25 protein-coding genes are annotated in these 26800 nt (G+C 70.1%); 19 read left to right on the top strand and 6 right to left on the bottom strand.

From position 1 onward, the window contains the following. The first annotated feature begins 38 nt into the window (after positions 1–38). The 10 genes from AB0F29_RS00655 to AB0F29_RS00700 all read left to right on the top strand — a co-directional run bounded on the left by AB0F29_RS00655 (position 39) and on the right by AB0F29_RS00700 (position 6705). Entirely contained in the window at positions 39–1052 is a 1014-nt protein-coding gene (locus AB0F29_RS00655; protein WP_361866355.1) for an SPFH domain-containing protein, read from the top strand. Beyond that, positions 1049–1948 (top strand): hypothetical protein, encoded by a 900-nt coding sequence (locus AB0F29_RS00660; protein WP_361866358.1) that lies wholly within the window; start codon positions 1049–1051, stop codon positions 1946–1948. The genes AB0F29_RS00655 and AB0F29_RS00660 overlap by 4 nt, the downstream gene beginning before the upstream one ends. A gap of 86 nt (positions 1949–2034) precedes the next feature. Next, entirely contained in the window at positions 2035–2535 is a 501-nt protein-coding gene (locus tag AB0F29_RS00665) for an NUDIX domain-containing protein (RefSeq protein ID WP_361866360.1), read from the top strand. 104 nt (positions 2536–2639) lie between these two features. Then, positions 2640–3044: an SHOCT domain-containing protein gene (locus AB0F29_RS00670; RefSeq protein ID WP_361866363.1), complete on the top strand. Its 405-nt coding sequence runs from the start codon at positions 2640–2642 to the stop codon at positions 3042–3044. Between the two features lie 64 nt (positions 3045–3108). Beyond that, positions 3109–3525, top strand: a complete 417-nt coding sequence (locus AB0F29_RS00675; protein ID WP_361866365.1) for a hypothetical protein — start codon at positions 3109–3111, stop codon at positions 3523–3525. Positions 3526–3581: 56 nt separating this feature from the next. After that, complete coding sequence (locus tag AB0F29_RS00680; RefSeq protein ID WP_361866368.1) at positions 3582–4085, top strand: hypothetical protein; 504 nt, start codon at positions 3582–3584, stop codon at positions 4083–4085. A gap of 55 nt (positions 4086–4140) precedes the next feature. Next, complete coding sequence (locus AB0F29_RS00685; RefSeq protein ID WP_361866370.1) at positions 4141–4923, top strand: DsbA family protein; 783 nt, start codon at positions 4141–4143, stop codon at positions 4921–4923. Continuing rightward, complete coding sequence (locus AB0F29_RS00690; RefSeq protein WP_361866373.1) at positions 4920–5822, top strand: cytochrome c biogenesis CcdA family protein; 903 nt, start codon at positions 4920–4922, stop codon at positions 5820–5822. Before AB0F29_RS00685 ends, AB0F29_RS00690 begins: the two co-directional genes overlap by 4 nt. 130 nt (positions 5823–5952) lie before the next feature. Then, positions 5953–6393: a DUF6325 family protein gene (locus AB0F29_RS00695; RefSeq protein ID WP_361866375.1), complete on the top strand. Its 441-nt coding sequence runs from the start codon at positions 5953–5955 to the stop codon at positions 6391–6393. Between the two features lie 24 nt (positions 6394–6417). Further along, the gene (locus AB0F29_RS00700; RefSeq protein ID WP_361866377.1) at positions 6418–6705 is read left to right on the top strand and encodes an SHOCT domain-containing protein; all 288 of its coding nucleotides are present in this window, start codon (positions 6418–6420) and stop codon (positions 6703–6705) included. Positions 6706–6819: 114 nt separating this feature from the next. Here AB0F29_RS00700 and AB0F29_RS00705 read toward each other — a convergent pair whose 3' ends face one another. Then, complete coding sequence (locus AB0F29_RS00705; RefSeq protein ID WP_361866380.1) at positions 6820–8226, bottom strand: MFS transporter; 1407 nt, start codon at positions 8224–8226, stop codon at positions 6820–6822. A 106-nt stretch (positions 8227–8332) separates the two neighbouring features. Further along, the gene (gene lhgO, locus AB0F29_RS00710; protein WP_361866382.1) at positions 8333–9580 is read right to left on the bottom strand and encodes an L-2-hydroxyglutarate oxidase; all 1248 of its coding nucleotides are present in this window, start codon (positions 9578–9580) and stop codon (positions 8333–8335) included. 144 nt (positions 9581–9724) lie between these two features. On the opposite strand from lhgO, the gene AB0F29_RS00715 reads away from it, so the two are divergent. After that, positions 9725–10387: a GntR family transcriptional regulator gene (locus tag AB0F29_RS00715; protein WP_361866385.1), complete on the top strand. Its 663-nt coding sequence runs from the start codon at positions 9725–9727 to the stop codon at positions 10385–10387. A 47-nt stretch (positions 10388–10434) separates the two neighbouring features. Here AB0F29_RS00715 and AB0F29_RS00720 read toward each other — a convergent pair whose 3' ends face one another. Beyond that, positions 10435–12336, bottom strand: a complete 1902-nt coding sequence (locus tag AB0F29_RS00720; protein ID WP_361866387.1) for an alkyl sulfatase dimerization domain-containing protein — start codon at positions 12334–12336, stop codon at positions 10435–10437. A gap of 352 nt (positions 12337–12688) precedes the next feature. On the opposite strand from AB0F29_RS00720, the gene AB0F29_RS00725 reads away from it, so the two are divergent. After that, positions 12689–13522 (top strand): IclR family transcriptional regulator, encoded by an 834-nt coding sequence (locus AB0F29_RS00725; RefSeq protein WP_361866390.1) that lies wholly within the window; start codon positions 12689–12691, stop codon positions 13520–13522. Positions 13523–14269: 747 nt separating this feature from the next. Here AB0F29_RS00725 and AB0F29_RS00730 read toward each other — a convergent pair. Continuing rightward, on the bottom strand, positions 14270–16531 hold the full coding sequence (locus AB0F29_RS00730) for a DUF4157 domain-containing protein (RefSeq protein WP_361866392.1): 2262 nt from the start codon (positions 16529–16531) through the stop codon (positions 14270–14272). Positions 16532–17233: 702 nt separating this feature from the next. On the opposite strand from AB0F29_RS00730, the gene AB0F29_RS00735 reads away from it, so the two are divergent. Next, the gene (locus AB0F29_RS00735; protein ID WP_361866395.1) at positions 17234–17458 is read left to right on the top strand and encodes a hypothetical protein; all 225 of its coding nucleotides are present in this window, start codon (positions 17234–17236) and stop codon (positions 17456–17458) included. A gap of 217 nt (positions 17459–17675) precedes the next feature. On the opposite strand, the gene AB0F29_RS00740 is transcribed toward AB0F29_RS00735, so the two are convergent. Further along, positions 17676–18182: a GNAT family N-acetyltransferase gene (locus tag AB0F29_RS00740; protein ID WP_361866398.1), complete on the bottom strand. Its 507-nt coding sequence runs from the start codon at positions 18180–18182 to the stop codon at positions 17676–17678. After that, positions 18157–19098 (bottom strand): hypothetical protein, encoded by a 942-nt coding sequence (locus AB0F29_RS00745; RefSeq protein ID WP_361866400.1) that lies wholly within the window; start codon positions 19096–19098, stop codon positions 18157–18159. Before AB0F29_RS00745 ends, AB0F29_RS00740 begins: the two co-directional genes overlap by 26 nt. A gap of 648 nt (positions 19099–19746) precedes the next feature. Between AB0F29_RS00745 and AB0F29_RS00750 the strand changes: the two genes are divergently transcribed. The 6 genes from AB0F29_RS00750 (at position 19747) to AB0F29_RS00775 (ending at position 26794) form a co-directional block, all read left to right on the top strand. Next, positions 19747–20469 carry an aspartate/glutamate racemase family protein gene (locus AB0F29_RS00750; RefSeq protein WP_018955545.1) on the top strand — a complete coding sequence of 241 codons (723 nt, stop codon included), beginning with the start codon at positions 19747–19749 and terminating at the stop codon, positions 20467–20469. A 127-nt stretch (positions 20470–20596) separates the two neighbouring features. Then, on the top strand, positions 20597–21580 hold the full coding sequence (locus tag AB0F29_RS00755) for a membrane dipeptidase (RefSeq protein WP_361866403.1): 984 nt from the start codon (positions 20597–20599) through the stop codon (positions 21578–21580). Positions 21581–21624: 44 nt separating this feature from the next. Next, entirely contained in the window at positions 21625–23232 is a 1608-nt protein-coding gene (locus AB0F29_RS00760; protein ID WP_361866406.1) for an NAD(P)/FAD-dependent oxidoreductase, read from the top strand. After that, positions 23229–24863, top strand: a complete 1635-nt coding sequence (locus AB0F29_RS00765) for an ABC transporter substrate-binding protein (protein WP_361866408.1) — start codon at positions 23229–23231, stop codon at positions 24861–24863. The genes AB0F29_RS00760 and AB0F29_RS00765 overlap by 4 nt, the downstream gene beginning before the upstream one ends. A gap of 13 nt (positions 24864–24876) precedes the next feature. Next, complete coding sequence (locus tag AB0F29_RS00770) at positions 24877–25827, top strand: ABC transporter permease (RefSeq protein WP_361866411.1); 951 nt, start codon at positions 24877–24879, stop codon at positions 25825–25827. A 19-nt stretch (positions 25828–25846) separates the two neighbouring features. Beyond that, the gene (locus tag AB0F29_RS00775) at positions 25847–26794 is read left to right on the top strand and encodes an ABC transporter permease (RefSeq protein WP_018955540.1); all 948 of its coding nucleotides are present in this window, start codon (positions 25847–25849) and stop codon (positions 26792–26794) included. The last annotated feature ends 6 nt before the right edge of the window (positions 26795–26800 follow it).

The raw sequence follows: 26800 nt of genomic DNA on the forward strand, positions 1-26800 counted from the left end.
CTTATCGTCGCACTGACGAAATCGAAGGGGTCCTCACCATGGCCGATATCACCCGGCGCTTCGGCTGGCGCCACCTGCGCTCCGCGCCCACCGCCCACATCCGCCACCACCACCGCGGGCGGCTCACCCACGACGGCCAGGGGCTCAGCTTCTGGTACCGGTCGCTGTCGGCGGCGCTCTCCGAAGTACCGGTCGACGACCGGGAGCTGGCCATGGCGTTCCACGCCCGTACGGCCGATTTCCAGGACGTCACCGTGCAGGCCACCGTGACCTACCGGATCAGTGATCCGGCCGAGGCGGCGAACCGGCTCGACTTCTCCGTGGACCCGGACACCGGGAGCTGGCGCGGCGCACCGCTGGAACAGATCGCCACCCTCCTCACCGAGACCGCGCAGCAGCACACGCTGGACGTACTGGCCCGCACCCCGCTCGCGGCGGCCCTGGTCGACGGCGTCGCCTCCGTACGCGAACGGGTCGCCACCGGACTCACGGCCGAGCCCCGCCTCCCGGCCACCGGCATCGACGTGGTGGCCGTGCGCGTCGTCGCGATCCGCCCCGAGGCCGAGGTCGAGCGCGCCCTGCGCACCCCGGCCCGCGAGCAGATCCAGCAGGAGGCGGACCGGGCCACCTACGAACGGCGGGCCGTGGCCGTCGAGCGCGAACGCGCCATCGCCGAGAACGAGCTGGCCAGCAAGATCGAACTGGCCCGCCGCGAGGAGCAGCTGGTCGACCAGCGCGGCACCAACGCACGCCGCGAGGCCGAGGAGAAGGCCGCGGCCGACGGCGTACGGACCGAGGCGGAGGCGGCCCGCACGGTGCGCCTGGCCCGCGCGGAGGCCGAGGCGGCGCGCGAGACGGGCGCGGCGCGGGCCGAGGCCCAGGCCGCCTGGCTGCGGGTGCACGGCGAGGCCGATCCGGCCACGCTGCACGCCCTGGCGGCGACCCGGCTCGCGGAGAACCTGCCGCGCGTCGAGAGCATCACCCTCTCCCCCGACGTGCTCACCGGGCTGCTCGCCAAGCTCGGGCGCCCGGAAGGCGGGGCGGGCGCGTGAGCCTTGCGCCCAGGGCGGTGCTCGTCCACCGGCGGACGGAGTACGAAGAGCTGCTCGCCCGGCACGGGACGCACGGGCAGGCCGCGTTCTTCCTGTCCAGCCGGGGTCGCTCGATCGACGAGGTGGCCCGCCGCCACGAGGACAACCGGCAGGCGCTGCGGGAGGTGGCGGCGGCGGTACCGCTCACCTGGCGCAGCTCCCGGGTGGAGCGGGCCGACCTGGACCGCTTCCTGTTCGCCCCGGAGGACGTGGTGGTCGTGGTCGGCCAGGACGGGCTGGTCGCCAACACCGCGAAGTACCTGTCCGGGCAGCCGGTCGTCGGCATCGACACCGAGCCGGGGCGCAACCCCGGTGTCCTGGTCCGCCACCGCCACGCCGACGCGGCCGCCCTGCTGCGCGCCGCGACCGCCGGCGGAGGCAGTGCCGAGGAGCTGACCATGGTCGAGGCCGTCGCCGACGACACGCAGCGCCTGCTCGCCCTGAACGAGATCTACCTCGGGCCGCCCGGCCACCAGACGGCCCGCTACCGCCTGGGCCCCGACGGCGAGAGCGCCCCCGGGGAGGCGCAGGCCTCCTCCGGGGTGCTGGTCGGCACCGGCACGGGGGCCACCGGGTGGCTCCGCTCGCTGTGGCTGGAGCGCGGCGGCGCCCTGCCGCTGCCCGCGCCGTGCGACGCGCGCCTCCTGTGGTTCGTGCGCGAGGCCTGGCCCTCACCGGCGACCGGAACGTCCAGGGTGGCGGGCGAGCTGGGACGCGGGCAGGGGCTGCGGCTGACCGTGGAGTCGGACCGGGTCGTGGTCTTCGGGGACGGGATGGAGTCCGACGCCCTGGAGCTGACCTGGGGGCAGAGCGTACGGCTCGGCATCGCGGAGAGGTCGCTGCGCCTGGTGACATGAGCGCACCCGCCACCGCCGCCCCGGCCGCCCGGGCCGCTTCGCTACGGTGGTCCGGACACGGCACCGAAGAGCGGAGAACCAGCACCATGTCAGCCGATCCTGTCACCGAGCCCGCCCGCAACACCCGCCCGCCCACGGCACAGGCGGCCCTCGGGGTCGGCGTGATCGTAGAGGACGGCCGGGGACGCGTACTGCTGGGCCGGCACCACAGCGGTACGTGGGAGCTGCCGGGCGGGAAGGTCGACGCGACGCGCGAGTCGATCGCCGCCGCGGCCGCCCGGGAGCTGCGCGAGGAGACGGGCCTGGTGGTCGACGAGGCGGCCGTGGACATCGTCGCGATGGTCCACGACGTGATCGGCGGGATCAACCGCATCAGCATGGCGGCCGTCGTGCGGCTCGCCTCCGGCGTCCCCGAGGTGACCGAACCGCACCTGATCAGCGCCTGGCGGTGGACCGCGCCCGAGGACCTCCCGACCCCGCTGTTCGACCCGTCGGCCCAGATCCTCGCGGCCTGGCGACCGGAGCTGGGCATCACCCACCCGCCCGCGCATGTGCTGCGCATCGCCCCGGACGAGAACCGCGCCTGACGCACCGCCCTCGCCGCTCGCATGCCTCCCCCGTGACCACAGATGCGGACCAATCGGACCCAATGTATGAATAAGGGACCATCCACGCGATAGGGAGTAGGCCCATGGACGACTACCCGCTCCTGGACGTCTTTCTGACCATGCTGTACCTGTTCCTCTGGGTCATGTGGTTCTTCCTTCTGTTCAAGGTCGTCACCGACCTCTTCCGGGACCACTCGCTGAACGGCTGGGCCAAGGCGGGCTGGCTGGTCCTCGTCATCCTGCTGCCGTACTTGGGCGTGCTGATCTACCTGATCGCCCGCGGTCGCAGCATGCACGAACGCGACGAGAAGCTGGCCAAGGACTCGGAGGCGGCGTTCCGCAACTACGTGCGCGAAGCCGCGACAAGCCAGGGCGGATCCGGCGGCAGCGACCATGTGCAGGATCTGGCGAAACTCGCCGAGCTCAAGGACAAGGGCGCCCTCAACCCCGAGGAGTACGAGCGGGCCAAGGCGAAGCTGCTCGCGTGAGGCAGGGCTCCGGCCCTCGCCCGAGGCCGGGGGCCGGAGCCCTGCTCGCGTGTTCTATCGTGGGGTGACCTTCGAGGAAGAGCAGGCGTACATGAGGCGAGCGACGACCCCCGCGGCGGCCACCGTCGCGCTGCGCGGTCTGCTCGTGCTCCTGGTGGCCGTGGTCGGCCTGCTCTGCCTGGTCGGCCGGTCCTCGCCGCAGGACGCGCCCCCGTCCGGCTCGGTCTCCGTGGCGCGGGCGGCAGCGGCTACGGCCGTGCAGCCCTCGGCCGACGAGGGATCCGCTCCGTGCGGCAAGAAACCGATGGTCGCGGAGGACGTCGCGCCGCGCTCCGACGCCGCTGCGGGGACCGCCCCGGCGGCCGGTTCGCCGCAGTGGACGGACGGGCCCGTGCCGGCCACCGGTTCGGGCGCCTCGTTCTGCCGCGGCGGCCCCGCGCCACCTCATCCCGTCACCACCTTCTCCGTTCTGCGGATGTAGGCCGGCCCTCGCGGTCGCGTCCTTCATCTCTTCCATCCGGAAACGGAGATTTCCGCATGTCCTCTTCCCGGCGCTCCTGGAGCCGGGCGGGTGAGGCCCTGCGCGCGTGGCAGGCCAGGCAGTGGCTGGTGGCGGGGCTCGGCGCCCTGGCCACGGCCGTAGCCGTCGGCGTGCCCACCGATGTGGTGCCCACCCCCCTGTTCGGCCGCTCGGTCCCCGTGCAGTGGTGGAACTATCCCGCCCTCGCCCTCACCGCCGTCCTGGCCGGCCTCGTGCTGAGCACGTACGTCCGCCCGTCGGCCGCGCCCCCGTCCACGCAGCCTCCCGGGACCGTCCGGGACGGCCGTATGGGGGCTCTCGGCGGGGTGCTGTCGTTCTTCGCCGTGGGCTGCCCCGTCTGCAACAAGCTCGTGCTCGTCCTCCTCGGGTCGTCCGGCGCGCTGAGCTACTGGGCCCCCCTGCAGCCGCTGTTCGCCGTCGCGTCCGTCGCGCTGCTCGCGGAAGCGGCGCTGCGGCGCCTCTCCACCCAGAGCCGGTGCCCGGTCACGGCTTCGGCCTGACGTCCGCGGCCACCCCCTCCTTCTTCCTCGCCCCTCTCATCCTCAGAGGCATCCCATGACTGCATCACCCCCCTCCTCGCCTTCCTCGCCGTCCCGCCCTGCCCGCCGAAAGACCTACGCGGCCGGAGCACTCCTCCTGGCCGCCGCGGCCACCGCCGCCTTCGCCCTCACACTCGACGGCTCCAACGGCTCCGACGGCTCCGACGGCTCCGACGACGAGCGGGATCGCGGCGCGCGGGGAGCCACCTCGGTGGAGTCCGGCTCCGCCGCCCCCGCTCCGGCCGACAAGAGCCTGCTCGCGCTCGCCCGCCGGGATGCCTCCGACGCGCTCGCGGTCGGCCGGGCCGACGCGCCGGTGGTGATGATCGAGTACTCGGACTTCCAGTGCCCCTTCTGCGGCCGGTTCGCCCGCGAGACCAAGCCGGAGCTGCTGCGCCGTTACGTCGACGAGGGCATCCTGCGCATCGAGTGGCGCAACTTCCCCGTCTTCGGCGAGGAGTCCCAGCAGGCCGCGCTGGCCGGATGGGCCGCGGGCCGTCAGAAGAAGTTCTGGGAGTTCCACGACGTGGTCTACGCCGAGCCCCGGGAGCGCAATTCCGGCGAGTTCAGCGCTGACAGGCTGGCCGCCATGGCGCGCGAGGCCGGAGTGCCGGACCTCGCGAAGTTCCGCGCGGACATGGCTTCCGGCCAAGCGCGCGAAGCCGTCGAGAAGGACCAGGACGAGGGATTCGGCCTGGGCGTCAGCAGCACTCCCGCGTTCCTCGTGAACGGCAAGCCCATTCTGGGAGCCCAGCCGACGGCCACCTTCAAGGACGCCGTCGAGGCGGCGGCGCGGTGAGCGACGTCGGCCTGGCCATGGCGTTCCTCGGGGGGCTGCTGGCCCTGCTCAGCCCGTGCAGCGCGCTCCTGCTGCCGGCGTTCTTCGCGTACTCCTTCACCAGCCGTACGCGGCTTGTGGTGAGGACCGGCGTGTTCTACGCCGGTCTGTGCACGACGCTGGTCCCCCTCGGGGTTGCCGGTTCGTTCGCCAGCCGGCTCTTCTACGGGCACCGCGACGTCCTGATCGCGGTGGGAGGGTGGACTCTGATCGTGCTCGGTGTCGCGCAGATCGCCGGCTTCGGGTTCGGCTCCCGGCGGCTGGCGCGGGCGGCGGGGAAGCGGCGCTCGGGCTCGTCCCTGTCCGTGTTCGCCCTGGGGGCGGTGTACGGGCTGGCGGGCTTCTGCGCCGGACCGATCCTCGGCGGCATCCTGACGGTCGCCGCCGTGGACGGCGACCCCGTGCACGGTGGTGTACTGCTCGCGGTGTACGCCCTGGGAATGGCGGTGCCCGTCTTCGCCCTGGCTCTTTTGTGGGACCGGTTCGACCTCGGGCGCAGGCGCTGGCTGCGGGGCCGGGTGTTCAGGGTGGGTCCGCTGTCGCTCCACACCACGACGACCGTGGGCGGAGCCCTGTTCGTGGTCCTCGGAGTGGTCTTCCTGGCGTTCGACGGCACGTCGGCGCTGCCCTCACTGCTGAGCACCGAGACCGAGTTCGCGTGGGAGGAACGCCTGTCCGCGATCGGCGGGGCGGTCTCCGACCGGCTGCTGCTGTTGGTGCTGGCCGGAGTGGCCGCCCTCGGGGCCGCGGTCGTGCTCCTGCGCGGCACATCACGGCGGCGGGAGACGGAGGAGCGGGAAGTACGGGAGAAGGAGAAGGCGGTGCCGCCGCCCGATACGGAGTCGACGACGATCCACTGATGGTGACGGGACCCGCGCCACCGGGGGCGGCGACGCCTCTCCCGGCCGGCGGGCGTTCGAACCATTTGTCCATGATGCTGGAATCTGTCAGGTTTCATCCGTTGCGCACTTCATGGAAGGTGGGCTGATCGTGCCCAGTGGTCTCCAAGCCGACACAGTCGGGCCGGTGGACGTCGCCGTCATCGCCTTCGAGGGCAACCGGTTCGACGGCCAGGTCGTCCCCGCACTGCGGGAACTGCAACAGAAGGAGACGGTGCGGATTCTCGATCTGGCCTTCGTCTCGAAGGCGTCGGACAGCTCGGTCACGGTGGTGGAACTCACCGATCCGGGGGTGGCCGAGTCGTTGCGGCAGGTCACGGACGCCCAGTTCGACCTGCTCAGCGACGAGGACCTGCGGACCGTGTCCGACTCCCTGGGTAACGGGTCCTCCGCACTCGTCGTGGCCTGGGAGAACACGTGGGCGGCGCGGCTGGCGGCGGCGGTGCGGGGATCGGAGGGCGAGCTGGTGATGCTGGAACGCGTTCCACGGGACGCCGTCGTCGAAGCGATCGCATCACTCGACGGCAACTGACAGAGACGAAGGAGACGGCCAGTCATGCCTCAACGATTCGGACGGCCCGGCCTGCTGGGCACCATCGCCCGTACCGCGGTCATCTCGGGCACCGCCACCGCGGTCTCCAACCGGGTGGAGCGTCGCGACCTGCGGCGCCAGGGGGTTGCCCAGACCCCGCAGACGCCGGCAGCCGCGCCCCCTCCCCCGGCACCGGCGCCGGCGGGCACGGACCGGGTGTCCCAACTGACCCAGCTCGCCGACCTCAAGGCCCAGGGGCTGCTCACCGACGAGGAGTTCGCCGCCGAGAAGGCCCGCATCCTGGGGTCCTGAGCGGCCGCCCCGCGTCGGGCGCACATGGTTTCGCAGGTGAACGGGTCGGCCCGGACCGTGCTCGGTCCGGGCCGGCCCGTTCGGCTGCTCGTCGGTCTCCGGTGGCCCGGGCCCTCAGCGGGCCTGTCCCGCGCGGACGTCTTCCCGGTCCGGTGTCGGGCCGGGAGGCAGGTCGGTTCCGGAGTCCCGCCGTACGGGAGGGGAGACCGGGTGGGCGCCCCGGTCGAAGGCGGCGCCGACGACGACCATCACGGCTCCGGCGACGAGGATGAGGGAGACGCCCCAGGTGGCGTTGGTCGCGCTGGCCCCGACGATGGCCAGGGCAGCCATCGGGGCGAGTCCGCCCGAGAGCGCGGCGCCGATCTCCCGCCCCGTGCCGACTCCGCTGACCCGCACGTCCGGCGGGAACTGACGGGAGAGCAGAGAGCCTTGCGGGGCGAACATGGCCGGCGCCAGCAGACCCGTCGCGATGATCAGGCACAGCCAGACCAGGATCGAGCTTCCCGTGTCGAGCAGGACGAAGAACGGGAAGGCGAAGAGCGCCGAGGCGATACCACCGGCCGCCAGTACCCGGCGGCTGCCGAAGCGGTCGCTGGCCCAGCCGAAGATCGGCACGGTGACGAGGGCCGTGGCACTGGCCAGCGTGACCCCGAACGCCCCGACGCTCGCCGAGACGTCTTGGAAGTCCGAGAGATAGGCCAGCGAGAAGGTCTTGAAGATGTAGCTGAGGGCGTTGTATCCCAACGAGACGGCCAGGACCACGAGAAGGCCGCGCCGCTCCTTGCGCAGCAGGGTGACGAACGGCAGCTGCGGGGCGGCGTCCCGCTCCTGCTTCTTCTTGCTGTCGTGGAAGTCGCGCGACTCCGGCACCCGGCGCCGGACCCACAGGCCGACGCCGGCGAGGGCGAAGCTCGCGACGAACGGGACGCGCCAGCCCCAGGACAGAAGCACCTCCTCGTCCAGCATCGTCAGCACCGTGACGGTCAGCGACGACATCAGCAGCCCGAGGTTGAGCCCCAGGGCCGGCCAGGCGCCCTGGCGGCCGCGCCGGTTCTCGTCGGCATGTTCGTAGGCGACGACCGCCGCGCTGCTGTACTCGGCTCCGGCGCCGAGGCCCTGGAAGATGCGCAGGATCACCAGGGCGACGGGGGCCGCGAGTCCGGCGGTCCCGTACGTGGGAAGCAGCCCGATCAGCCCGGTGGAGACGCCCATCAGGACGAAGGTGATGATCAGTACGTTCCGCCGGCCGATGCGGTCCGCGAGGTGTCCGAACAGGATGCCGCCCAGCGGGCGGGCCAGGAATCCGGCCGCGAAGGTCGCGAAGGCAGCCATCGTGCCGGTCGCGCCGTCGGTCTGCGGGAAGAAGATCTTGCCGAAGACCAGAGCGGCCATGGAAGCGTAGAGATAGAAGTCGTACCACTCCAGCGCGGAGCCCACGATGGTGGCGGTGGCCACGCGGCGGCGGGCGGTGGCGGGGGATGGTCCCGGGTCCTGCGTGTCTGTGTGCGGGGCGTTCGCCATGGGCTGTCCTCGATCACCGTTGAAGGAGAGGGGAAGGAAAGGGGGAAAGGGGAAGAGGGAGACGAAGGGAAGGGAACGCGGAGGAAGAGAGCGGGGTGGGGAGCGGTCAGGCCGCGGCGGACTCTTCCCGTACGGTCCGCGCGGACTCCCCGTGGCCGAGTTGCTCGAAGACGTCGGCCGCGATCCGGCCGCCGATGGGGAGACACGATGTGGCCGCGGGCGACGGCGCGTTGAGCACATGGACGGCGCGGGGGGTGCGGCTGATGACGAAGTCGTCGACCAGCCGCCCGTCCGCCGTGACCGCTTGCGCCCGTACGCCGCTTCCGTGCCGCCGCAGGTCCCTGCTCTCGATCTCCGGGATCAGGCGGCGGACGTCGCGGACGAAAAGCGGCCAGATCAGCGACCGGCTGATCTCGGCGACCCCGTGTCGCCAGAAGCGTCGCGCGAGACCGCGCAGGGCGGGGTCCCGCAGCAGCTCACCCACCATGCGGGGGTCGACGTCGCGCCAGCGGTAGCCCTGACGGGCCAGCGCGGGCACGGCGTTGGGCCCCACATGGACCGAACCGTCGAGCATGGGCGTGATGTGCACGCCGAGAAACGGCAGCTCGGGGTCGGGCACGGGGTACACCGGATTGTTGACCAGCCCCCGGCGACCGGGCCTGATCTCGGCGTACTCGCCACGGAAGGGCATGATCCGTACCGTCGGGCGGTCACCGACCGCGGCCGCTACCTTGTCGCTGTGCAGGCCCGCGCAGTTGACCAGGATGCGGGCCCGGAGTTCCTCGCCGGGCGTGCGGATCACGGTACGGCCCTCGGCCTCGGCGAAGGAGAGGGCCGGTGACCGGGTGCGCAGGTCGGCGCCGAGTCCGGTCAGCTCGGCCGCCAGTGCGCGGCAGACCTGGCCGAAGTCGGTCATGGCGGTGTCGGCCACCGACAGCGCGGCCACCCCGGCGACATGCGGTTCCCGTTCGGCGAACTCGGCGCGGCTCAGCCGCTGTACGGTGACGCCGTTCGCCCGGCCGCGCTCCGCGAGTGCCTCCAGGCCGGGGAGTTGGGCCGTGGACGTGGCCACCACGAGCTTTCCGGTGCGCTTGACAGGTACCTCGTGCTGCTCGCAGTACCGGATCATCTCCTCTCCCCCGGCCCGGGCCAGCCGGGCCTTGAGGGAGCCGGGCGCGTAGTACAGGCCGCTGTGGATGACGTTGCTGTTGTGCCCGGACTGGTGGGCGCCCCAGTGCGCCTCCTTCTCCAGGACCGTGACGGACAGGCCGGGCCGGGCACGCAGCAGCGCCCGGGCCGTGGCGAGTCCGAGCAGCCCTCCCCCGATGACGGCGACATCTATGGCACGTGACATCCGACTGGCCTTTCTGGTGGCTCTGGTAGCTCTGATGGCTCTCTGACGACGCGAACAAGACATCGCAGCGGCTGTATACATTCGCTGCGAGAGAGCCGAATGTATACAGCCGCTGCGACAGTGCACAAGAGATAGAGTGAGACGGTGACCCGACCAGTCCGGACCCCCAGCAGTACGAGGAACGGCGCCGCCGTCATCGCGGAACGGCTACGTACGTCCATCCGCGACGGCGAACTGCTCCCAGGCACCCGTCTGGTGCAGGAGAAGCTCGCGTCCGAGCTGAAGGTGAGCCGCATTCCGCTGCGCGAGGCCCTGCACACGCTGGCGGCCGAGGGCCTGATCGAGGTTCAGCCGCAGCGCGGCATGCTCGTGGCGGAGCTCAGCCACGGCGAGATCGCCGAACTCTTCGAACTGCGTCTACAGATGGAACCGCCCCTGGCCGAAGAGATCGTGCGCGGCTGCCGCGACCGGGACATCGACGAACTCCAGGAGATCGTCGACGAGATGTGCCGCCGGGGTGCGGACGCCGCCGGTCGGGCCTCCCTCAACTACGAATTCCACCGGCGCGTCTACGCCCTGTCCGAACGACGGCTCACGCTGCGCTTCGTCGACCAACTGCTGCACCTCGTCGAGCCGTACAGCCGACGCTGGGTGCACTCGGGCCACGACCTGGAACGCATCGACGACGAGCACCAGCGCATGGTCGACGCGTTGCGCGGCCGTGACGCGTCGGCGCTGCGCCGCGTGATCGTCGCGCATGTCGAAGGCGCTCGCGATCACGTCATGGCCGCCCAGCAAGGGCCGTGACCCCCGGCCCTCGGGTTCCGCGGGCCGGTTCGCCGGGTCAGGGGGTGTTACGGGGTGACGACGGCGAAGTCGGGGTCGGGTGTGCCGAGATGGCCGAGGAGTGCGCTCAGGGCCCCGATGTCCCCGACGATCTCCACGTCCGGCCGTCCCGGCAGTTCGTCCGGCGGTACGACACCGAGCAGTACCGCCCGCAGGGTGGCTTCGTCGAGACCCACCGTGACGTCGGGTTCGGCGGCCGCTGGACCGGTGCCGGTCACATGGGTGAGCACGCCGTTGCGCAACCGCAGCGTGAGGGGCTCGCTCCGGGGCAGTTCCCAGCGCACGGTGATGTCCGCGTCCCAGCTGCCCGGCCCGTCCACCCGGATGGCGAGGGCGTCGCAGAGCTGCTCGATGGTCAGGGCCGCCAGCAGGTCCGGCGCGACGGTCGAGGTGGGGGTGCCGACGGAGCCATGGCGCAACTCCAGCGCGCCCATCAGGTAGAAGTTGCGCCACGTGCCGTTCTCACTGCCGTATCCGAGCTGCTCCAGCGCGTCGGCCTGCAGCTCCCGCGCCGCGGTGTCGCCCGGGTCGGCGAAGACCACATGGTTGACGACCTGGACCACCCAGCGGAAGTCGCCGTCGGCGTAGGAGCGGCGAGCACGCCTCAGCACCTCGTCCGCGCCGCCCATGAATTCCACGTACCGCCGGGCGGCCTCGGCGGGCGGGTGCTCCCACAGATGGGCCGGGTTGCCGTCGAACCAGCCCAGGTAACGCTGGTAGACCGCCTTGGTGTTGTGGCTCACGGAGCCGTAGTAGCCGTGCGTGTGCCAGGCCCGTTCCAGGGCCGGGGGCATCACGATCTCCTCCGCGATCTCGGGTCCCGTCAGTCCCTGATTGAGCATGCGCAGGGTCTGGTCGTGCAGGTAGGCGTACACGTCGCGCTGTTCGGACAAGAACGCCAGGACGCGCTCACGGCCCCAGACCGGCCAGTGGTGCGAGGCGAAGGCGACGTCGGAGGAGTCGACGAAGAGGTCGACCGATTCGGTCAGATACCGGGCCCAGACCCTGGGGTCGCGGACCTCCGCGCCCCGCAGGGTCAGCAGATTGTGCAGGTTGTGGGTGGCGTTCTCCGCCATGCACAGGGCCGCGTGGTCGGGGAAGTGGATGTTCAGCTCCGCCGGAGCCTCGGTGCCGGGGGTGAGCTGGAAGACCATCCGGATGCCGTCGACCGTCTCCGTCTGCCCGGAGCGGGTGATGTCCACGGTCGGGGGGATCAGGCCGACCGCGCCGGTGGAGAGCGTCTGGCCGAGACCGGCCCCGATCTGCCCGCGTGCGCTCCTGGGCAGGGCGGCGCCGTACATATAGGCGGCACGGCGGTTCATGGCTGTGCCCGCGTAGACGTTCTCGCTGACGGCGTGCTCCAGGAAACCGTGCGGGGCGAGGACCGGGACGCCGTTCGCCACGTCCTCGTCGCCGATGACTCCCCTCACTCCGCCGAAGTGGTCGGCGTGGCTGTGGGTGTAGAGGACGCCGGTGACCGGCCGGTCGCCGCGGTGCCCCCGGTACAGCGCGAGGCCGGCGGCGGCCGTCTCCGCGCAGAGCAGCGGGTCGATGACCAGAATCCCGCGCTCGCCCTCGACGATCGTCATGTTCGACAGGTCGAAGCCGCGTACCTGGTAGATGCCCTCGGTCACCTCGAAGAGGCCGTGGTCGGAGCAGAGCCGACTCTGCCGCCACAGGCTCGGGTTGGCCGTGTCCGGGCACTCCTGGTCGAGAAATCCGTAGGCGCCCAGGTCCCACACCACGCGACCCTCGGCATTACGGATCACGTGCTCCTCGGCCGTACCCATGAAGCCGCGCCGCGCGTCCTCAAGATCCTGGCCGTCGCCGAAGGGGTAGTTCCGCCGGACCGCCTCGTTCGCCTGCGCGACGGCCTGCTCGGCGGGCTTGGCGTCGGTGTTCCGAACCATCTCGAACTCCTTCGGGGCAGCGAACAGGGGCCCGGTCCGGCAGGACACGGCCAGTGCCAGCCTCACCCCGCACATCTGTCGGCACGAGCGGGTGTAGGCCGTCCGGGGAACCCGCCGCGGGCACCCGGCCGGTGCCCGCGGGAGAGGGGCCGCGCAGGGGTGAGCCTCGGCCGACCTGCCCTCCCCCGGCTCACCGCGGCGACGGCCGGCGGGTGTCGCCGTGGATGACGGGGTGTGGCCACTGTGTGATAATCGCGAGCGATCATTCATGTAACGCGCGGACAGGGTCCGGGGCCGTCCTGCGGGCGCACCCCCCACCGGGCCCTGCTTCCCCAGGGAGAGGACCGGCCCGATGGTGAACGAACAGGGGCCGGAGCCTACGGAGACTCCCTCGTCGTCCGATGAGCCGGCGGCGGGCACGACCGGAAAGCGGACGCCGCCCGCGAGCACGGTGCAGATCGTGGACCATGCCCTGCTGGTGCTCAAGACGATCGCCGAGGCCGACCGGCCGCGCGGGCTGCGTGAGCTGAGCCGGGACCTGGAGATCAGCAAGAGCTCCACCCAGCGGATTCTCGCCTCGTTGGAGCGCGTCGGGCTCGCCGTCGTCGACGAGAACTCCCGCAAGTACGTGATCGGGCCGGCCGCGCTCACCCTCGCCTGGCGACACGCCGCCAACAGCGACCTGGTGAGCGCCGCCTCCGAGGCGACGGCTCGCATCGCCGCGGCGACGGGAGAGACCGCGTGCGTCTCGGCCGTGGTGGACGGGCGCCGGGTGACGGTGTACGAAGTGGAGAGTTCCCAGCCGCTCCGGCTGATCACGGGGGTCGGCAGGCCCTACTCCCTCTTCTCCGGCGCGACGGGTCGCGTACTGCTGTCGATGCTGCCCGAGGACCATCTGAAGCACCTGGTGCGCGAGCATGCCTCCGCGACCGGCGCGACGGACGCGACGGAGATCGCCGACCGGGTCGCCGCCGCCCGCGACCGGGGTTACGCCTTCAGTCGCGGCGAGTGGATCATGGGCGGGTGCGGGGTGGCCGTGCCCATCGCGACCCAGGGCACCGTCACGGCGGCACTGAGCATCTACGGCCCCGAGGCGCGGCTCGCGGACCAGCGGATGGCCGACCTGGTCCCGCTCCTCCGGACGGCCGCGGCCCAGATCGCCATCCGCTGGCGCCAGCCCGCCTGATCCGCACACTCCGATGCGTTTCCGCGGCGAGCCGGGCGGGTGGCGGCCTCCCGTCGTCGACAGGGCCGCGTGACGGCCGAGTCCTGTGCCGAGCCGGCGCGTCCGACGTCGGACGCGCCCGGCCAGGTGGCGAGCTGGTCCCGGACGTGGCGCAACCCGTGGCGGTAGCGCTCAGATACGGCGGTCCGCAGTCCTTGCTCTTGGGGCGCACCAGCGTGGGATTTTCCTTGTCCAGGTTCGCAGAGAATGCGCGGACCTTTGGGCGCTCACGCAGTTCCCGACAGCCACGGGTGGCACTTGTCGCGACAGGACGTTTACCTGGGCACTTGTGATGATGATCAGCTCCTTCGCCTCCGACCCGTACTAGAGTTTTCCTCTTCCAGAAGACCCTGCCGCCAGAAGCTTCTCCATCCTCGGAGTTCGCGGCGCCGCTTTCACGGCTGGCTTCCCGCCTTGTCCTGACGCGCCTGCTTCTGTCTGTTCCCTGAGGGGGCTCTCGGCAGCATCGTTCGAGAGTTCAGCGGAAAGCGGGCCCGCCTGATCTTGCACGCCACCCGTTCTCTCATTGTTCTCAGTCCGGTTGTGTACCGCACGCGATTGCCCCGCAGTCTCCACGTGTACTTGGCGCCTGCCTTCACCCCGCATACGGCCCCGTTCCACGTCGTCCCCCATGCGTCCTCCTGACACCCGACAGCCCATGCAAAAAGTCCGCCGACCCCGTCGGCGGACCCTTGCGAAAGACCGACTTTAAACAGCTTCCTTGGGAATACGGCTACCGCCGACGGCGTCGCGGTCATCTTCGTTCAGGGTGTCCTCGACACGCTTGCTTTTAACTAGTCGGCAGAGCTCCTCGTAGAGGGTCAGGGCCTCCCTCAGGGCCTCGCTATATTCGGCGGAGAGCGACTTCTCCTGCTGCTCAGACGCCTTCTCCGCCTTTGCCCGCAGCGTCTTGCACGTGTCGACCGCCTCCTCGTACTCCTTGAGGGTTTTGTCGGCCTTGCCTTGCCGACGGGAGTTCAGAAAGCGGCCGACACGCTCACGGGATTCGATATCGCGCTGCAATTCCTTAACCGCGCCTCGCAGCGGTTCGATTTGCTGTTGGAGCTTGTCGTTCGTCCGCTTGGCGCGGTTCGCCATCAGTTGCTGATACCTCCTCGAACCGCGCTGCGGGACCTTCATGTTGTATGGGACCCCGAAGTTGGCGGCGATGTCGAGCACCTCGTGCAGTGTGTGGGCGGCCAGTTCGACCGTGTGGTCGTAGTCGATGCGCCAGAAGGCGAAGATGCCAAGGGCCATCGCGCTGAGTTCCTCCGGCGTCGCATCGACCTCACGTCCGAGGTGGAGCAGCCGGCCGGTCGTGAACGACTGGCCGGCTGAAACCGGAATCCGGTGTTCGCGCGCCATCCGGGTGGATTGCGCGGTCTCGTTGCGTGTCGTCCCGTGGAGGACGGAGCCGCGATCCGGGCCTGATACCTTCCGGGTGCCGTCCCGTTTCATCTCCTGGCTGCTCTCCAGCATTTTGTCGTCCGGGTCCCTTGGCAGCACGCCCTGGCCTGCGGTCTCCGGGTCCTTGCGCGTCTCGTTCCGCGGCTTGAAGTAGTCGTACACGTCGTGCAGGACGATCACCTTGTCCCTGACATCGAACTGGGCCGGATTGTCCAGGACAGCCATGAAGTTGCCCTGGAATTTCGTTTGATGGCCCGAGCCGGGTTTGTCGAAGTAACGCTGGTACGTGCCGAAACTGTCTGGACCGCCGGAGACAGAGTCACCCTTGCCAGTGGTCAACTGTTCGATGATCTTGGAGATGTCCACGGTGATGGTGCGATCGTGGAGCTTCTCCTTATCATCACCGATGTGGCGGATCCAGGTTTTTACCTTACCGAGCACACTGTCGAGGTCGGTCGCGAATTCTGGGTCGTTCATGAGATCGTTGGCGAACACCTTCTCCTCGTGCCGACCAGGCTTCTGGAGCACCCAGCCGACCAAGGCGCGCCCGGCCTGCTCGAAGTCGGGATAGCTGTGTTCGTGCTTCTTGCTGCCGAATTTATGATTGCCTTTACTGGGCGTGCCGACGCGTGAGTCAGCTATCCACTTCTTGGCCTGCGCGGACACCTTTTCGCGGTTGGCGTTGAATTGCCCGATGAGTGTGTCGTCCTTCGACGCCTCAACGGCCGCGGTCACCTTCCGCATAAAATCTTCCGTGAGATCATGCGGAGTCTTCCCCTGGGTTGCGGGGCTGTAGCTCTTCTTCGGATCGTCGCTGTAAATGTCGCCTCTGACGGTAACGGCCTTCTGGACGGGGGCGAGGTCCGTATCACCGTCCGACGTGGCCGCCGGGCCCGGTGCCCCCGTCAGACGTCGGACGGTGGGCGCGGCTAATGCCCCCTCCCCGGCCTTGCGGGGTCGTTCGGCCGGTGGTTCGCTGCTGAGGGCTCTGGTCGCGTTCTCCTCAGCCTCTCGCTCGAAGCGGTCGGAGGGGTCGGAGACACTCAGACCGGAGCCGCTGTCGGTGCCGCTGACGGGGCCCTGGCGCTGCTGGATGACGTGGGTGAGCTCATGGGCCAGGGTGTGCCTGTCGCCACCGCCCTCACCGAGGACGACATGGTTTCCGGAGGTGTAGGCGCGGGCGCCGACTTCGGCGGCGGAGGCCTTGGCGGCGGTGCCGTTGTGGATGCGGACGTCCGAGAAGCCGGCGCCGAGCCGCGCTTCCATGTCAGTGCGGGTGGCGTCATCCATCCGTTGTCCGGGGGTGCGCAGGACGTCGTGGACGGTGGAGCGTTGTACGGGTTGCTCGGCCTGCTGGTGACCACAGTCGGCGCTGTGCTCGTGTCGGTCCTGGGCCGAGGGGTGTTCGGCCCAGCGGAGCATCTGGACGACTGCCGAGTTGCCGACGCTGCTCTGGAGGGCTGAGAGCGCGGGAAGCGGCGTCGCGACGCGTCCGGGAGGCGTGCGGGCCGGTGGCCGACTGTTCTCCGCCTCGTTGCTCCTTGCGTTGTCGTTCGCGTGCATAATCTTCCTCCCGTGTCATCTCCACTGGCGCCGATGCCCTCACCCCTGTCCCTGCCCTTGCCATGGATCACCGACCTCTGCGGCAGACACGGAGCCGAATCGGGGGATCGTCTTCAGCGATGATGGATCAAGCGATACGTCCCATGAGGAGGTTAGTACTCCAGCTGTAGAGCGTGATCTTCACGTCCGGGATACGCCTTGTCGCCGGTAATGACTGGTCTGTGAGTCCGCCGCACGGGCCGATGAGGTGCTGCGCCTGAACGTGGAAGACCTGTACCCGCAGGACAAACGCGGGAAGATCACCGCCAAGGGCGGGGCGACCGAGTGGACCACTGGCAGTCCGGCACCGCCCAGCTCCTGCCCCGCCTCATCGCCCGCCGCACCCGCGGCCCGCTCTTCGTCACCGACCGTCCCCGATGCTGCTGGCCCGCTCACCGTCACGCCTCCGTCCGCTCCCCGGAGCGATATGCACGGCCCGGCGTCGACTCGGTCGCTCGGCACGTCGCCGAACGCAACCCCGCTGCACGTAGATCCGAGCGCTTCAGGGATTCAAGATCATCCCGTTGCCCCTTTGGCGCGTATGTCGGTCACACCCCTATAGCTACCGCCAGGTTGCGTGTGTCGCAGGGTGACCCTCGGGACGGTGTCGAGCGCATAGGATCACAGACCTCATATCCGTTCCTGGTCAGGGGGATTCGCGTCATGGCGTTGGTTGCGGGCGAGTACGAGTTCGAGTGCAACGAGTGTGAGGACGGCTCCGTGAAGGTCCTACACGGCATGCTCGACGAAGCCACCGACACGCCCGACCTCCGCTGGGAAACGTGCGACGACTGCCGCGGCCAGGGAAAGGTGTGGGTGGACGAGGAGGTTGCGGCGGAGAAGATCTTGTACGGGCAGACGCCGACCCGTACGCCTGCCGGCGCGTGAGGTCGGCGGTCTATAGATCACTCTGCGCTCCACGCCACCTGGCCGTAGCTGTACGAGAACAGGGTCCTGAGTCCCGCGGGTTCACGCAAACTGAGGGGTTCTTGGTGGGAACCCAAGAGTCGGTCGCCGTGCCTCACGGTGCTGGCGCCGCGAGTTCGACCCCAACTCACGGCCGCGCCGCTTCCTGGCTCTCTGGGCGGCCGAGAGGGTAAGCGGGTCAGCCAAGAGGGTGGCCGTAGCGCAACTTGTTGAGGGCGGCCCCGCCGGTGGCGTCCACCGCTGCCGCGCCGTCAGGGCGCCAACCGGCGGCCTCGTAGAAGCGCCGGGCTCGTTCGTTGTCTTCGAGTACCCACAGGACGGCCTGTGCGTAGTCCGCCTGTCCGAGAGTCGTCAACGCTGCCGCCATCAGCTGCTTTCCGATCCCAGCGCCCCAGACCTCGGGCATCGCGTAGAGCGTGCCGATCTCCGCGGTGGCGGAGATCTCCTCAGACGCGCTGAAACTTGCGAACCCGACGATCCCGGCCTCGGTTTCGGCTACCAGCACTCCCGATGATGGCCACTGTGCCGCTGCGATACGTGACTTCCAGCCGGACTCTTCGTGGCTTGGGTCCATGGCGTCGAGGTAGTGCTGCGGAACAAGACCGGCAAAGGCCACCTGCCAGGAGCGCACGTGGACACCAGCGACCGCCGAGGCGTCATCAGGCCCTGCCTGTCGAATCCGCATGGCCGTCATTCTTCAAGGCTTCGCGCTCCGGGCCAAGTTCTTTTGCCGAGAGCACTCTTGAGTGCTCGGCTGCCTGTTCCAGCAGTGGCCGCGCCGAGTCCGCGTAGCGGATGGCGGTCTTCTCGTCGATGCCGAAGCCGAGCGCGAGGTGGAGCGGGTCGGCGCCGTGGGTGAGGGCCTCTTCGAGCTGTCGGTCGACGCGGAGCCGTTCCAGGGTGGCGGTGAGGTTGCGGGTGGCCCGGGTGGTCCAGAGTTTGCCTGCCGGGCCGAGTTCGACGGCGGTCTTCTGGGTGATCAGCAGGTGAGGGTTGGCCGTCTTCGGCCAGCGGTTGCGGCGATGGCCGAGCCAGTCAAGGACCGCACGGCGGGTGAGGTCGTCGAGTGGGCGGACGTGACCGTCGACGGTAATGCGCCTGTTGCCCAGGTCGATGTCCTCCAACTGCATGGTGCGGATCATCTTCGGCCGTGCCGCGTGGACGGCGGCCAGGGCGACGATCCGGCTCTCGCGCTGCTTGCCGGTGACAGCGTCCGGGACCGCGATGATGTCTTCCCGGGTGACCTCCCGCAGGTGGTCGTAGCGGCTGGACCACTCCAGCAGCACCGGCTGAAGCTCGCCCAGGCAGGCCCATGCCGTATGCCGGGAGCGAGACCCGGACCGCGGCCCACCGTCGAGGAGAGTGCGAACCCAGGCTTCGACGGCGCGCTGGATGCCAGGGGGCGTCCCGTCGAGTTTCCGTTCCAGCCACCGGTCGACGGCGGGAGCCCGGCCGTCGGCGAACAGGCCGAGACGGTCGAGGACTTCGGCGGTCCGCACGACGGGAAGCCCACGGACTCGCAGGGCCGGGAAAAGCTCGGAGTAGCGGATCGACTCGCCTTCGCGGAAGCCTGACAGCACGATGACCAGGGCTCGGTTCACGTCGCTGGCGATCCAGCGGCTCCAGCCGCGGGACTCTCCCAGCGCCCGAGCGGCCTGCCGGGCCCGGACCAGCCAGGGGTTGACCAGGTCGGCATGGAGTTCCCGGTCGAACCGGCGGAAGTCCCGAGTGGCAGTTCAGAACGCCCTGGCCACGGGGCAAGGGCTCAGCGGGGCTCAGAGGAACTCAGGGGATGTCGCACATCCAGGCACCACCACGCCCAGCCGCTCCCCCCGCGAACTGCCCGCCGGGCTGACGGCTGACGGCTGACGGCTGACGGCTGACGGCTGACGGGAATCGTCCGGCGCAGGTCCACGCAAGCCCACGCAACCCTGCGCACGCCCATGCCATGCGGAGGCCTGCGCTCCGCCATGCCGCCATCTCACGTCCGGCGGCACTTCTTCGAGCCAAAAACCTACCCATTGACCTGACCAAAACGCGTGGGTACATTGTCCCAAACAATCTGGTCCACTGTCCCAGATTGTTCGGCGAGACCGCCGACCTCGGCTGATCGCCAGGAAAGCGGGACCTTTGCCGCTGTACGGGCGACGTTCGCGCAGCAAGAATCCATGCACCGTTTCGAGCCACTGCGAGCTCGCTCTACGCCTCACCCTTTCCGTATCTACAGCTCATTTCAGGAGAAATGCCTTATGATGCTCGGCTGGCGTGCACGAATCGGACAGATCCGCCCCGCGACCGCGATCGAAGGCGCGGAGGAGTGGCGCTCGGTCGCGCCCACCGGAGTGGCCTTCGCCGACGCCCGGACCATCGTTCCCCGCGTCGACGCCGAGGGCCTGCGCGAGATGATGAGCCAGGTACTCGAAGCCTCCAGGCAACTCGCCACCGCGAAGGTGGACCTGATCGTGCAGTGCGGCGCGCCCGGCACCTTCATCCCGGGCCCCGGCACCGACGAGAAGGTCACGGACGAGATCAAGGCCGAGACCGGGATCCCGGCGATCACCATGATGCAGGCGACCGTCGACGCCCTGCGCGCCGTCGGCGCCACCTCCGTCGCCGTCGGCAGCATCTATACCGACGAGGTCAACGAGGCGCTGCGCGCGTACCTCACCGCCGTCGGATTCGAGGTGCCCGTGATGGAGGGGCTCCAGATGACCGACCCCTACGAGGCAAGCGTCCACGACGCGGACAGCGCCTACCGGCTCGGTCGCAGGCTGCACAAGGCCGCCCCCGACGCCGACGCGCTGCTGATCTCCTGCGGCACCTACCGGACGTTCGAGATCCTGCCCTACCTCGAAATGGACACCGGCCGCCCGGTGGTGACCAGCAATCAGGCGTCTCTCTGGAGCGCCCTGCGCACCCTGGGCCTCCGCGACGAGATCCCCGAGCTCGGCCGCCTCGGCCGCGAGGTCTGACACCGGACCGAACGCACCACCGCACGGCGGTGGCACCGCCCACCGCACCCCATCGTCCCCACCGAGCCGCCCGGCCGGGCCGTCACCTCGCCCGGACCACGTGGCTCACCAGCGAAGAGGAAAGCACGTGCTGGTAGACGCATTGCAGTTCGTCAAGCCCGCCCGCGAGCGTTTCGAGGAGTGGCACACCGCCGGAATAGCCGGCGTCCACGCCACCGTCGCCATCTGGGAGGACTCCACCGAGACCATGCGCGAGGTCGGCCGCTGGCAGCGGCTGCTCGCGGAGAACCCCGACCTCCTCACGGAGGGCCGTACCGCCGACGACGTCCGCGCGGCCGGGAACGACGGCCGTACCGCCGTCATTCTCGGATTCCAGAACAGCAGCCCCTTCGAGGACGACCTCGACCTGGTCGGAGCCTTCCACCAGGCCGGGGTGCGGATCTGCCAACTCACCTACAACACCCAGAACTCCGCCGGCGCGGGCTGCTGGGAGAGCGATGACGCCGGCCTCTCCCGCACCTACGGAGTCAACCTGATCCGGGAGATGAACCGGGTGGGCATGCTCATCGATGTCTCCCACTGCAACGAGCGCACCTCCCTGGAAGCCCTGGAGGCGTCCGAACGACCCGTGGCGATCACGCACGCCAACCCCCGGGCTTTCGTGGGCGAGAACGTCGAGCTGGCCTTCCGCAACAAATCCGACACGGTCCTCAAGAAGGCGGCCGAGTCCGGCGGCGTCGTGGGTCTGAGCATGTACCCGCGCATCGCTCCCAGCGGTGTCGGCTGCACCGTCGACGAATTCTGCGACATGGTCGCCTACACCGTCGACCTCGTCGGCGTCGACCACGTCGGACTCGGCTCCGACTACTACGCCGGCCAGGGCGACGAAGAACTCCACTGGTGGCGGCAGGGGCGCTGGAGCCGCAAGCCCATGGTCCCCATCTCCGGACCGGTCGAGTTCCCCGAATGGTTCGCCGCGGGCAGTGGTTACGCCACCGTCCTGGAGCACCTGCGCAAGCGCGGGTTCGGCGAGAGCGAGGTCGAGCGGATCGCCGGCGGCAACTGGCTGCGCCTGTTCGACGCCGGCTTCGTGGCCGATCCCCGGAACTGACGGCCGCCGAGAAGACGGCGTGGACACGGAGAGGAGCGGTGGCCATGAACCGGTTTGACGTCGTGGTCGTCGGGGGCGGTCACAACGGGCTGGTGACAGCCGCCTATCTGGGCCGGGCGGGACTGCGCGTCGCCGTGGTCGAATCCCGGCAGCGCCTGGGCGGGCCCTGCGGAGGATACGAGTTCCTGCCCGGTCGCAGCCTGGCCTTCACCAACTCGCCCGGGTCACTGAACCCGGCGGTCGTCCATGAACTCCGGCTCGCCGACCACGGTCTCCGGTTCGTCCGGGCGGACCCGACCGTGGTCCAGCAGTTCGACGGCCGGTGCTTCCTGGGCTGGCGCGACCCCGCCCGCGTCGACCGGCAGCTCGACGCCTTCGCGCCGGGCGAGGCCGACCGCTACCGGGAGCTGATCAGCGGTCTGGAACGGCTCGGGGCGAGCCTGCGGGTGTCCCTCGACGATCCGCCGCCCGCGCTCTCCGCCCTCCGGGAGCGGCTGACCGACCCGGAGGAGCACAAGCTCTTCACCGCCGTCTTCGAGGGCAGCCTCACCGGGCTGCTCGACGAGCGTCTCGTGTCGGACCAGGCCAAGGCGCTGCTCGCCCTGCTGGCGCTGAACGCCCAGCTCGTGCCGCCCTCGACGCCCGGCAGCGCCGTGGGACTGATGATGCGCCCGTTCGCCCTGGCCGCGGCGGGCGCACCCCACTCCGGCGACGCGGCCGAGCGGGTCGCGCTCCGCGGCTCCACCGGTCTCCCGGTCGGGTCGATGAGCGCGATCGTGGACGCGCTGGAGGACTGCTGCCGCGCCCACGGCGTGACCCTGCGCACCGGTTCCCCGGTGGTGCGGATCCTGCACGGTCCCGCCGGGGTCCGGGGCGTGGTCACCGCGTCCGGCGAGGAGTTCACCGCCGGCCGGGTGGTGTCGGCGGTCAACCCCGTCCACCTCTTCCGCGATCTGCTGGACGACGCGGCGATGGGGCCCGAGATCCGGGCGGAGGTCACGGGCACCGCGATGCGCGGATCGGCTTTCAAGGTCGTCCTGGAGGTGGACTCGCTGCCCGCCTACGCGGGGCTCCCCGAGGACGCGGATCCCGAGCGGGTGCGGGCCTGCCAGTTCCGGGTGGGCTCCTCGCTCGGACAGATCGAGGAGTCGATCTCCCGGGCGCTGCGGGGCCACGCCAGCGACCAGCCCCTGATGTGGGGGCTGATACCGACCCTCACCTCTCCCGGCCTCACCCCGGGAGGCACCCATCTCATCAGCGTCAACGCCTGGCACGCCCCCTACCGCCCGCACGACGGGCCCTGGGACACCGAGCGCACCGAGCGCTTCGGCCGACGGTGCGTCGAGGAGCTCTCCCGGCTGATGCCGGGACTCGCCGACCGCGTCGTCGATCACCGGTTCATGAATCCGGTCGAGATCGAGAGCGAACTGGGGTTGCTGGAGAGCAACATCACGCACGGGGACATGCTGCCGGGAAATCTCTTCGGGGCCCGCCCGCACCCCGAGGTCGCCGGCTACCGCACCCCGCTCCAGGGCTTCTACGTCAGTGGCGCCGGGACCTGGCCCGGCGGCTACATCACCGGAACACCCGGCAGGAACACGGCCGCAGCGGTGCTCCACGACCTTCACCACGAGCAAAGGCGACAAGCATGAGGCTTTCGCGCCGCGATGGGCCGCAGCGCCCACGCACAGGAACACTTCGCCGGACGGCGGGCTGTCTGGCCGTCGTGGGCGTCCTGCTCACCGGCTGCAGCGCCAATCCGTCCTTCGGCCGCGACGAGCAGACCCTGATCATCGGCGCCGAGGGAGAGATCCCCACTTTGGATCCGCACCGCGCGTCCGGCACCCCGGTGCTCCGGGTCATCGACGCCCTCTTCGATCCGCTGATCCGCGAGGACCTCGGCACCGAGACCGCCCAGGCACCCGAACTCCGGCCCGCGCTCGCCGAATCCTGGCAGGCGTCATCGGACGCACGGACCTACACCCTCAAGCTCCGCGAGGGGGTCGAATTCGCCGACGGCTCGCCCTTCGACGCCGCCGCCGTGAAAGCCAACTTCGACCGGATCATGGACGAGGACTCCGCCTTCCACGACCCGACGGCCGCCGGGAACATGAAGTTCCTGACCCGCTGGATCAAGAAGGTCGACGTCCGCGATCCGCACACGGTCGTCCTCGGACTCACCGAACCGTACGCCGGGCTCCCCCGGGTGCTCACCGACCGCCGGATGTCGATCGTCAGCCCCAAGGCGCTCCGCGCCCACCGGCCCGACGACATCGGCCTGCATCCCGTCGGCACCGGCCCCTTCACCCAGCAGTCCGCCGACCGCGGCAAGCGCATCACGCTGAAGCGGAACGCGGCCTACTGGGGCGGATCTCCCAAGACGCCCTCCATCATCGTGGAGTCCGTCACCGACCCCACGACGCTCGCCATCGCCGCGCAGACCGGTGAGGTGGACGCGATCCTCAGTGCCGGGGCCCAGCAGGTCCAGCAGCTCGCCGACGGCGGCACCATGACCGTGCAGTACCCCGAGCCCGCCAACCAGTACTTCATCCGCCTCAACACCCGGATCGCCCCCACCGACAACGCCGTCTTCCGGCGGGCGCTCAACCACTCCGTCGACCGCCGGGCGATCGCCACGCTCACCGGCCAACAGGTCGCCCCGTCCACCGGGCCGTTGCCCCGGGGCAACGAGGCGTACCAGGAGAGCCCCGGGACCGCCGCGGACTCCTACGATCCCGAAGAGGCCCGCCGGCTCATCCGTGAGAGCGGCGTGCCCACCCCCGTACGGCTGCGGATGCTCGCACCCGACAGCGGCCCCGGCTTCTCCCAGGCCACCGAGATCATGTCGCTCATCCAACAGGACCTCAAAGCGGTCGGCGTCCGCCTGGACACCCAGTACATGGAGTTCGCCTCGCTCGTCGCCGAGGAGGGCAACGGCTACAACGACACGACCCACGGCTCGTTCAACGGATGGACCACAGGTGCCGACGCCGCCGACTTCCTGGAGCGGATGTTCAGCGGGGAGCTGCATCCCCCCGACGGCGTCAACCGCGGCTGGTACCGCAACCGGGACGTCGACGCCCTCTTCGACCGTGCCAGGGGCGAACCCGACCCGGACCGCCGCACGGCGCTCTACCGGGAAGCCGCCGACGGCATCGCGGCCGACGCGCCCTGGGTGTTCCTCTACCAGGACCGGCTGCCCCGCCTGCTGAGCCGGAAGGTCGACGGAGTCGTGCCCGCCGCGTCCGTCTACATCGACTACACCACCATCCGCCGCCGGTGAGGAGACCACAGCCATGAAGGCCACTGCGGCACCACCCCGCCCCGCCGACGTGCGGGCCGCGCCCCCTCGGCGGCGCACCCGCCTCCGCGCTCTGCTGGGCTCCGGCAACGCCACCGCCCTCATCGGCGGCAGCATCGTCGCCGCCACGATCATCGTCGCGCTCCTCGCTCCCCTGATCGCCCCGGACGACCCGCTCGCCACCAACCCCTCGTCCATCGGGCTCGGCCCCTTCAGCGGCGGTCACCTCCTCGGCACCGACGAGGTCGGCCGCGACATCCTCAGCCGGCTGATGTACGGCACCCGGCTCGCCCTGCTGGTCGCCGTGGTTCCGACCCTGGTGGCGCTCGCCATCGGCGGCTGCCTCGGACTGCTCTCCGGCTATGTCGGCGGCTGGCTCGACAGCACCCTGATGCGCGTCTTCGACGTGATGTTCTCCTTCCCCGGGATCCTGCTCGCCCTCGGCATCGGGGTCGCCCTCGGCCCCGGCATCACCTCGATGGTCATCGCCATGGTGGTGGTCACCGTCCCCGAGTTCGGCCGGATCGTCCGCGGCAACGTCATCGCCCTGCGCCAGGAGCAGTACGTGGAGGCCGCCGGCGCCCTCGGCTACAGCCATCTGCGCATCGCCTTCCGCCACATCACCCCGAACCTGCTCGGCGGCGTGGTCGTCTTCGCCACCCTCCAGACCGGCCGCAACGTCATCCTCAGCTCCAGCCTCGCCTTCCTCGGACTGGGCGCACAGCCGCCCACCCCCGACTGGGGTCAGATGCTCAGCGGCGGGCGCGCCCTGCTGGTGACCGCGCCGCACGTCGCCACCATCCCCGGCCTCGCGATCGTCGTGCTCGCCGTCGGGTTCAACCTGCTCGGGGACGGCATCCGCGACCGCCTCGACCCGCGCAGCCGCAAGTCCCGGGCCGTGCGCGGCGGCGAACGCACCCCGCGGACCCGGTGGAGCCGGTCATGAACAGCCCTGGAGATTCGCCATGCTGACCTTCACGCTGCGCCGCGCGCTGCACATGCTCCCGGTCATCCTCGGGGTGACCATCGCCACCTTCGGCCTCGGCCAGATCATCCCCGGCGACCAGGCGAGCGCCCTGCTCGGCCCCACGGCCTCCGAGGCCGACCGCCAGGCGCTCCGCGAGGACCTCGGCCTGGACCAACCGGCCGTCTCCCGCTACTTCACCTACCTCGGCAGTCTGTTCAACGGCGATCTGGGCCGCTCGCTCTCCTTCGGCCGGCCGGTCTCCGAAGTCCTCTCCGACCGGCTGCTCAACACCCTGCTGCTGTCGGGCACCGCAATCGTCGTCGCGGCGGTCGTGGGCGTCGCCATCGGCACCTGGGCCGCGCAGAAGCCCGGCTCGCCCCGGGACCGGAGCCTCACCGTCGGCGTGCTGTTCTTCAACTCCGTACCGTCGTTCTGGTTCGGGCTGGTGCTCATCATCGTCTTCTCGCTCCAGTTGAGGATGCTTCCCGCCACCGGGATGACCTCCATCGGCGGCGGCGGAGCCCTCGACGTGGCGGCCCACATGGTGCTGCCGGTGATCACCCTCGCCGCGTGGTCGCTGGCGGTCATCGCCCGGATGACCCGCTCCTCGGTGCTGGAGGTCATCGGCAACGACTACGTCCGCACCGCCCGCTCACGCGGTGTCGGCGAGTTCCGGGTGATCGTGCGCCATGTGCTCCCCAACGCCATGCCGTCCGTCATCACGGTGATCGGCCTTCAGGCGGGCTTCCTGCTCAGCGGCGCGGTGCTCACCGAGACGGTGTTCTCCTGGCCGGGCATCGGCCTCGCCCTCCACCAGGCCATCTCCACCCGGGACATCCCCCTCGTACAGGGCGGGATCCTCGTGATCGCCATCGCGTTCGTACTGATCAACTTCCTGGTCGACGTGCTCCAGGCGTACTTCAACCCGAAGATCAAACTGGCTTAGAGGGAG

It is taken from the genome of Streptomyces sp. NPDC026589 (assembly GCF_040638385.1).
Classification (GTDB): domain Bacteria; phylum Actinomycetota; class Actinomycetes; order Streptomycetales; family Streptomycetaceae; genus Streptomyces.

Coding starts and splice junctions, on each gene's coding strand:
- AB0F29_RS00655 (WP_361866355.1), top strand. CDS start 39: ATGGCCGATATCACCCGGCGCTTCGGCTGGCGCCACCTGCGCTCCGCG.
- AB0F29_RS00665 (WP_361866360.1), top strand. CDS start 2,035: ATGTCAGCCGATCCTGTCACCGAGCCCGCCCGCAACACCCGCCCGCCC.
- AB0F29_RS00670 (WP_361866363.1), top strand. CDS start 2,640: ATGGACGACTACCCGCTCCTGGACGTCTTTCTGACCATGCTGTACCTG.
- AB0F29_RS00680 (WP_361866368.1), top strand. CDS start 3,582: ATGTCCTCTTCCCGGCGCTCCTGGAGCCGGGCGGGTGAGGCCCTGCGC.
- AB0F29_RS00685 (WP_361866370.1), top strand. CDS start 4,141: ATGACTGCATCACCCCCCTCCTCGCCTTCCTCGCCGTCCCGCCCTGCC.
- AB0F29_RS00700 (WP_361866377.1), top strand. CDS start 6,418: ATGCCTCAACGATTCGGACGGCCCGGCCTGCTGGGCACCATCGCCCGT.
- AB0F29_RS00705 (WP_361866380.1), bottom strand. CDS start 8,226: ATGGCGAACGCCCCGCACACAGACACGCAGGACCCGGGACCATCCCCC.
- lhgO (WP_361866382.1), bottom strand. CDS start 9,580: ATGTCACGTGCCATAGATGTCGCCGTCATCGGGGGAGGGCTGCTCGGA.
- AB0F29_RS00720 (WP_361866387.1), bottom strand. CDS start 12,336: ATGGTTCGGAACACCGACGCCAAGCCCGCCGAGCAGGCCGTCGCGCAG.
- AB0F29_RS00725 (WP_361866390.1), top strand. CDS start 12,689: ATGGTGAACGAACAGGGGCCGGAGCCTACGGAGACTCCCTCGTCGTCC.
- AB0F29_RS00730 (WP_361866392.1), bottom strand. CDS start 16,531: ATGCACGCGAACGACAACGCAAGGAGCAACGAGGCGGAGAACAGTCGG.
- AB0F29_RS00735 (WP_361866395.1), top strand. CDS start 17,234: ATGGCGTTGGTTGCGGGCGAGTACGAGTTCGAGTGCAACGAGTGTGAG.
- AB0F29_RS00740 (WP_361866398.1), bottom strand. CDS start 18,182: ATGCGGATTCGACAGGCAGGGCCTGATGACGCCTCGGCGGTCGCTGGT.
- AB0F29_RS00750 (WP_018955545.1), top strand. CDS start 19,747: ATGATGCTCGGCTGGCGTGCACGAATCGGACAGATCCGCCCCGCGACC.
- AB0F29_RS00760 (WP_361866406.1), top strand. CDS start 21,625: ATGAACCGGTTTGACGTCGTGGTCGTCGGGGGCGGTCACAACGGGCTG.
- AB0F29_RS00765 (WP_361866408.1), top strand. CDS start 23,229: ATGAGGCTTTCGCGCCGCGATGGGCCGCAGCGCCCACGCACAGGAACA.
- AB0F29_RS00770 (WP_361866411.1), top strand. CDS start 24,877: ATGAAGGCCACTGCGGCACCACCCCGCCCCGCCGACGTGCGGGCCGCG.
- AB0F29_RS00775 (WP_018955540.1), top strand. CDS start 25,847: ATGCTGACCTTCACGCTGCGCCGCGCGCTGCACATGCTCCCGGTCATC.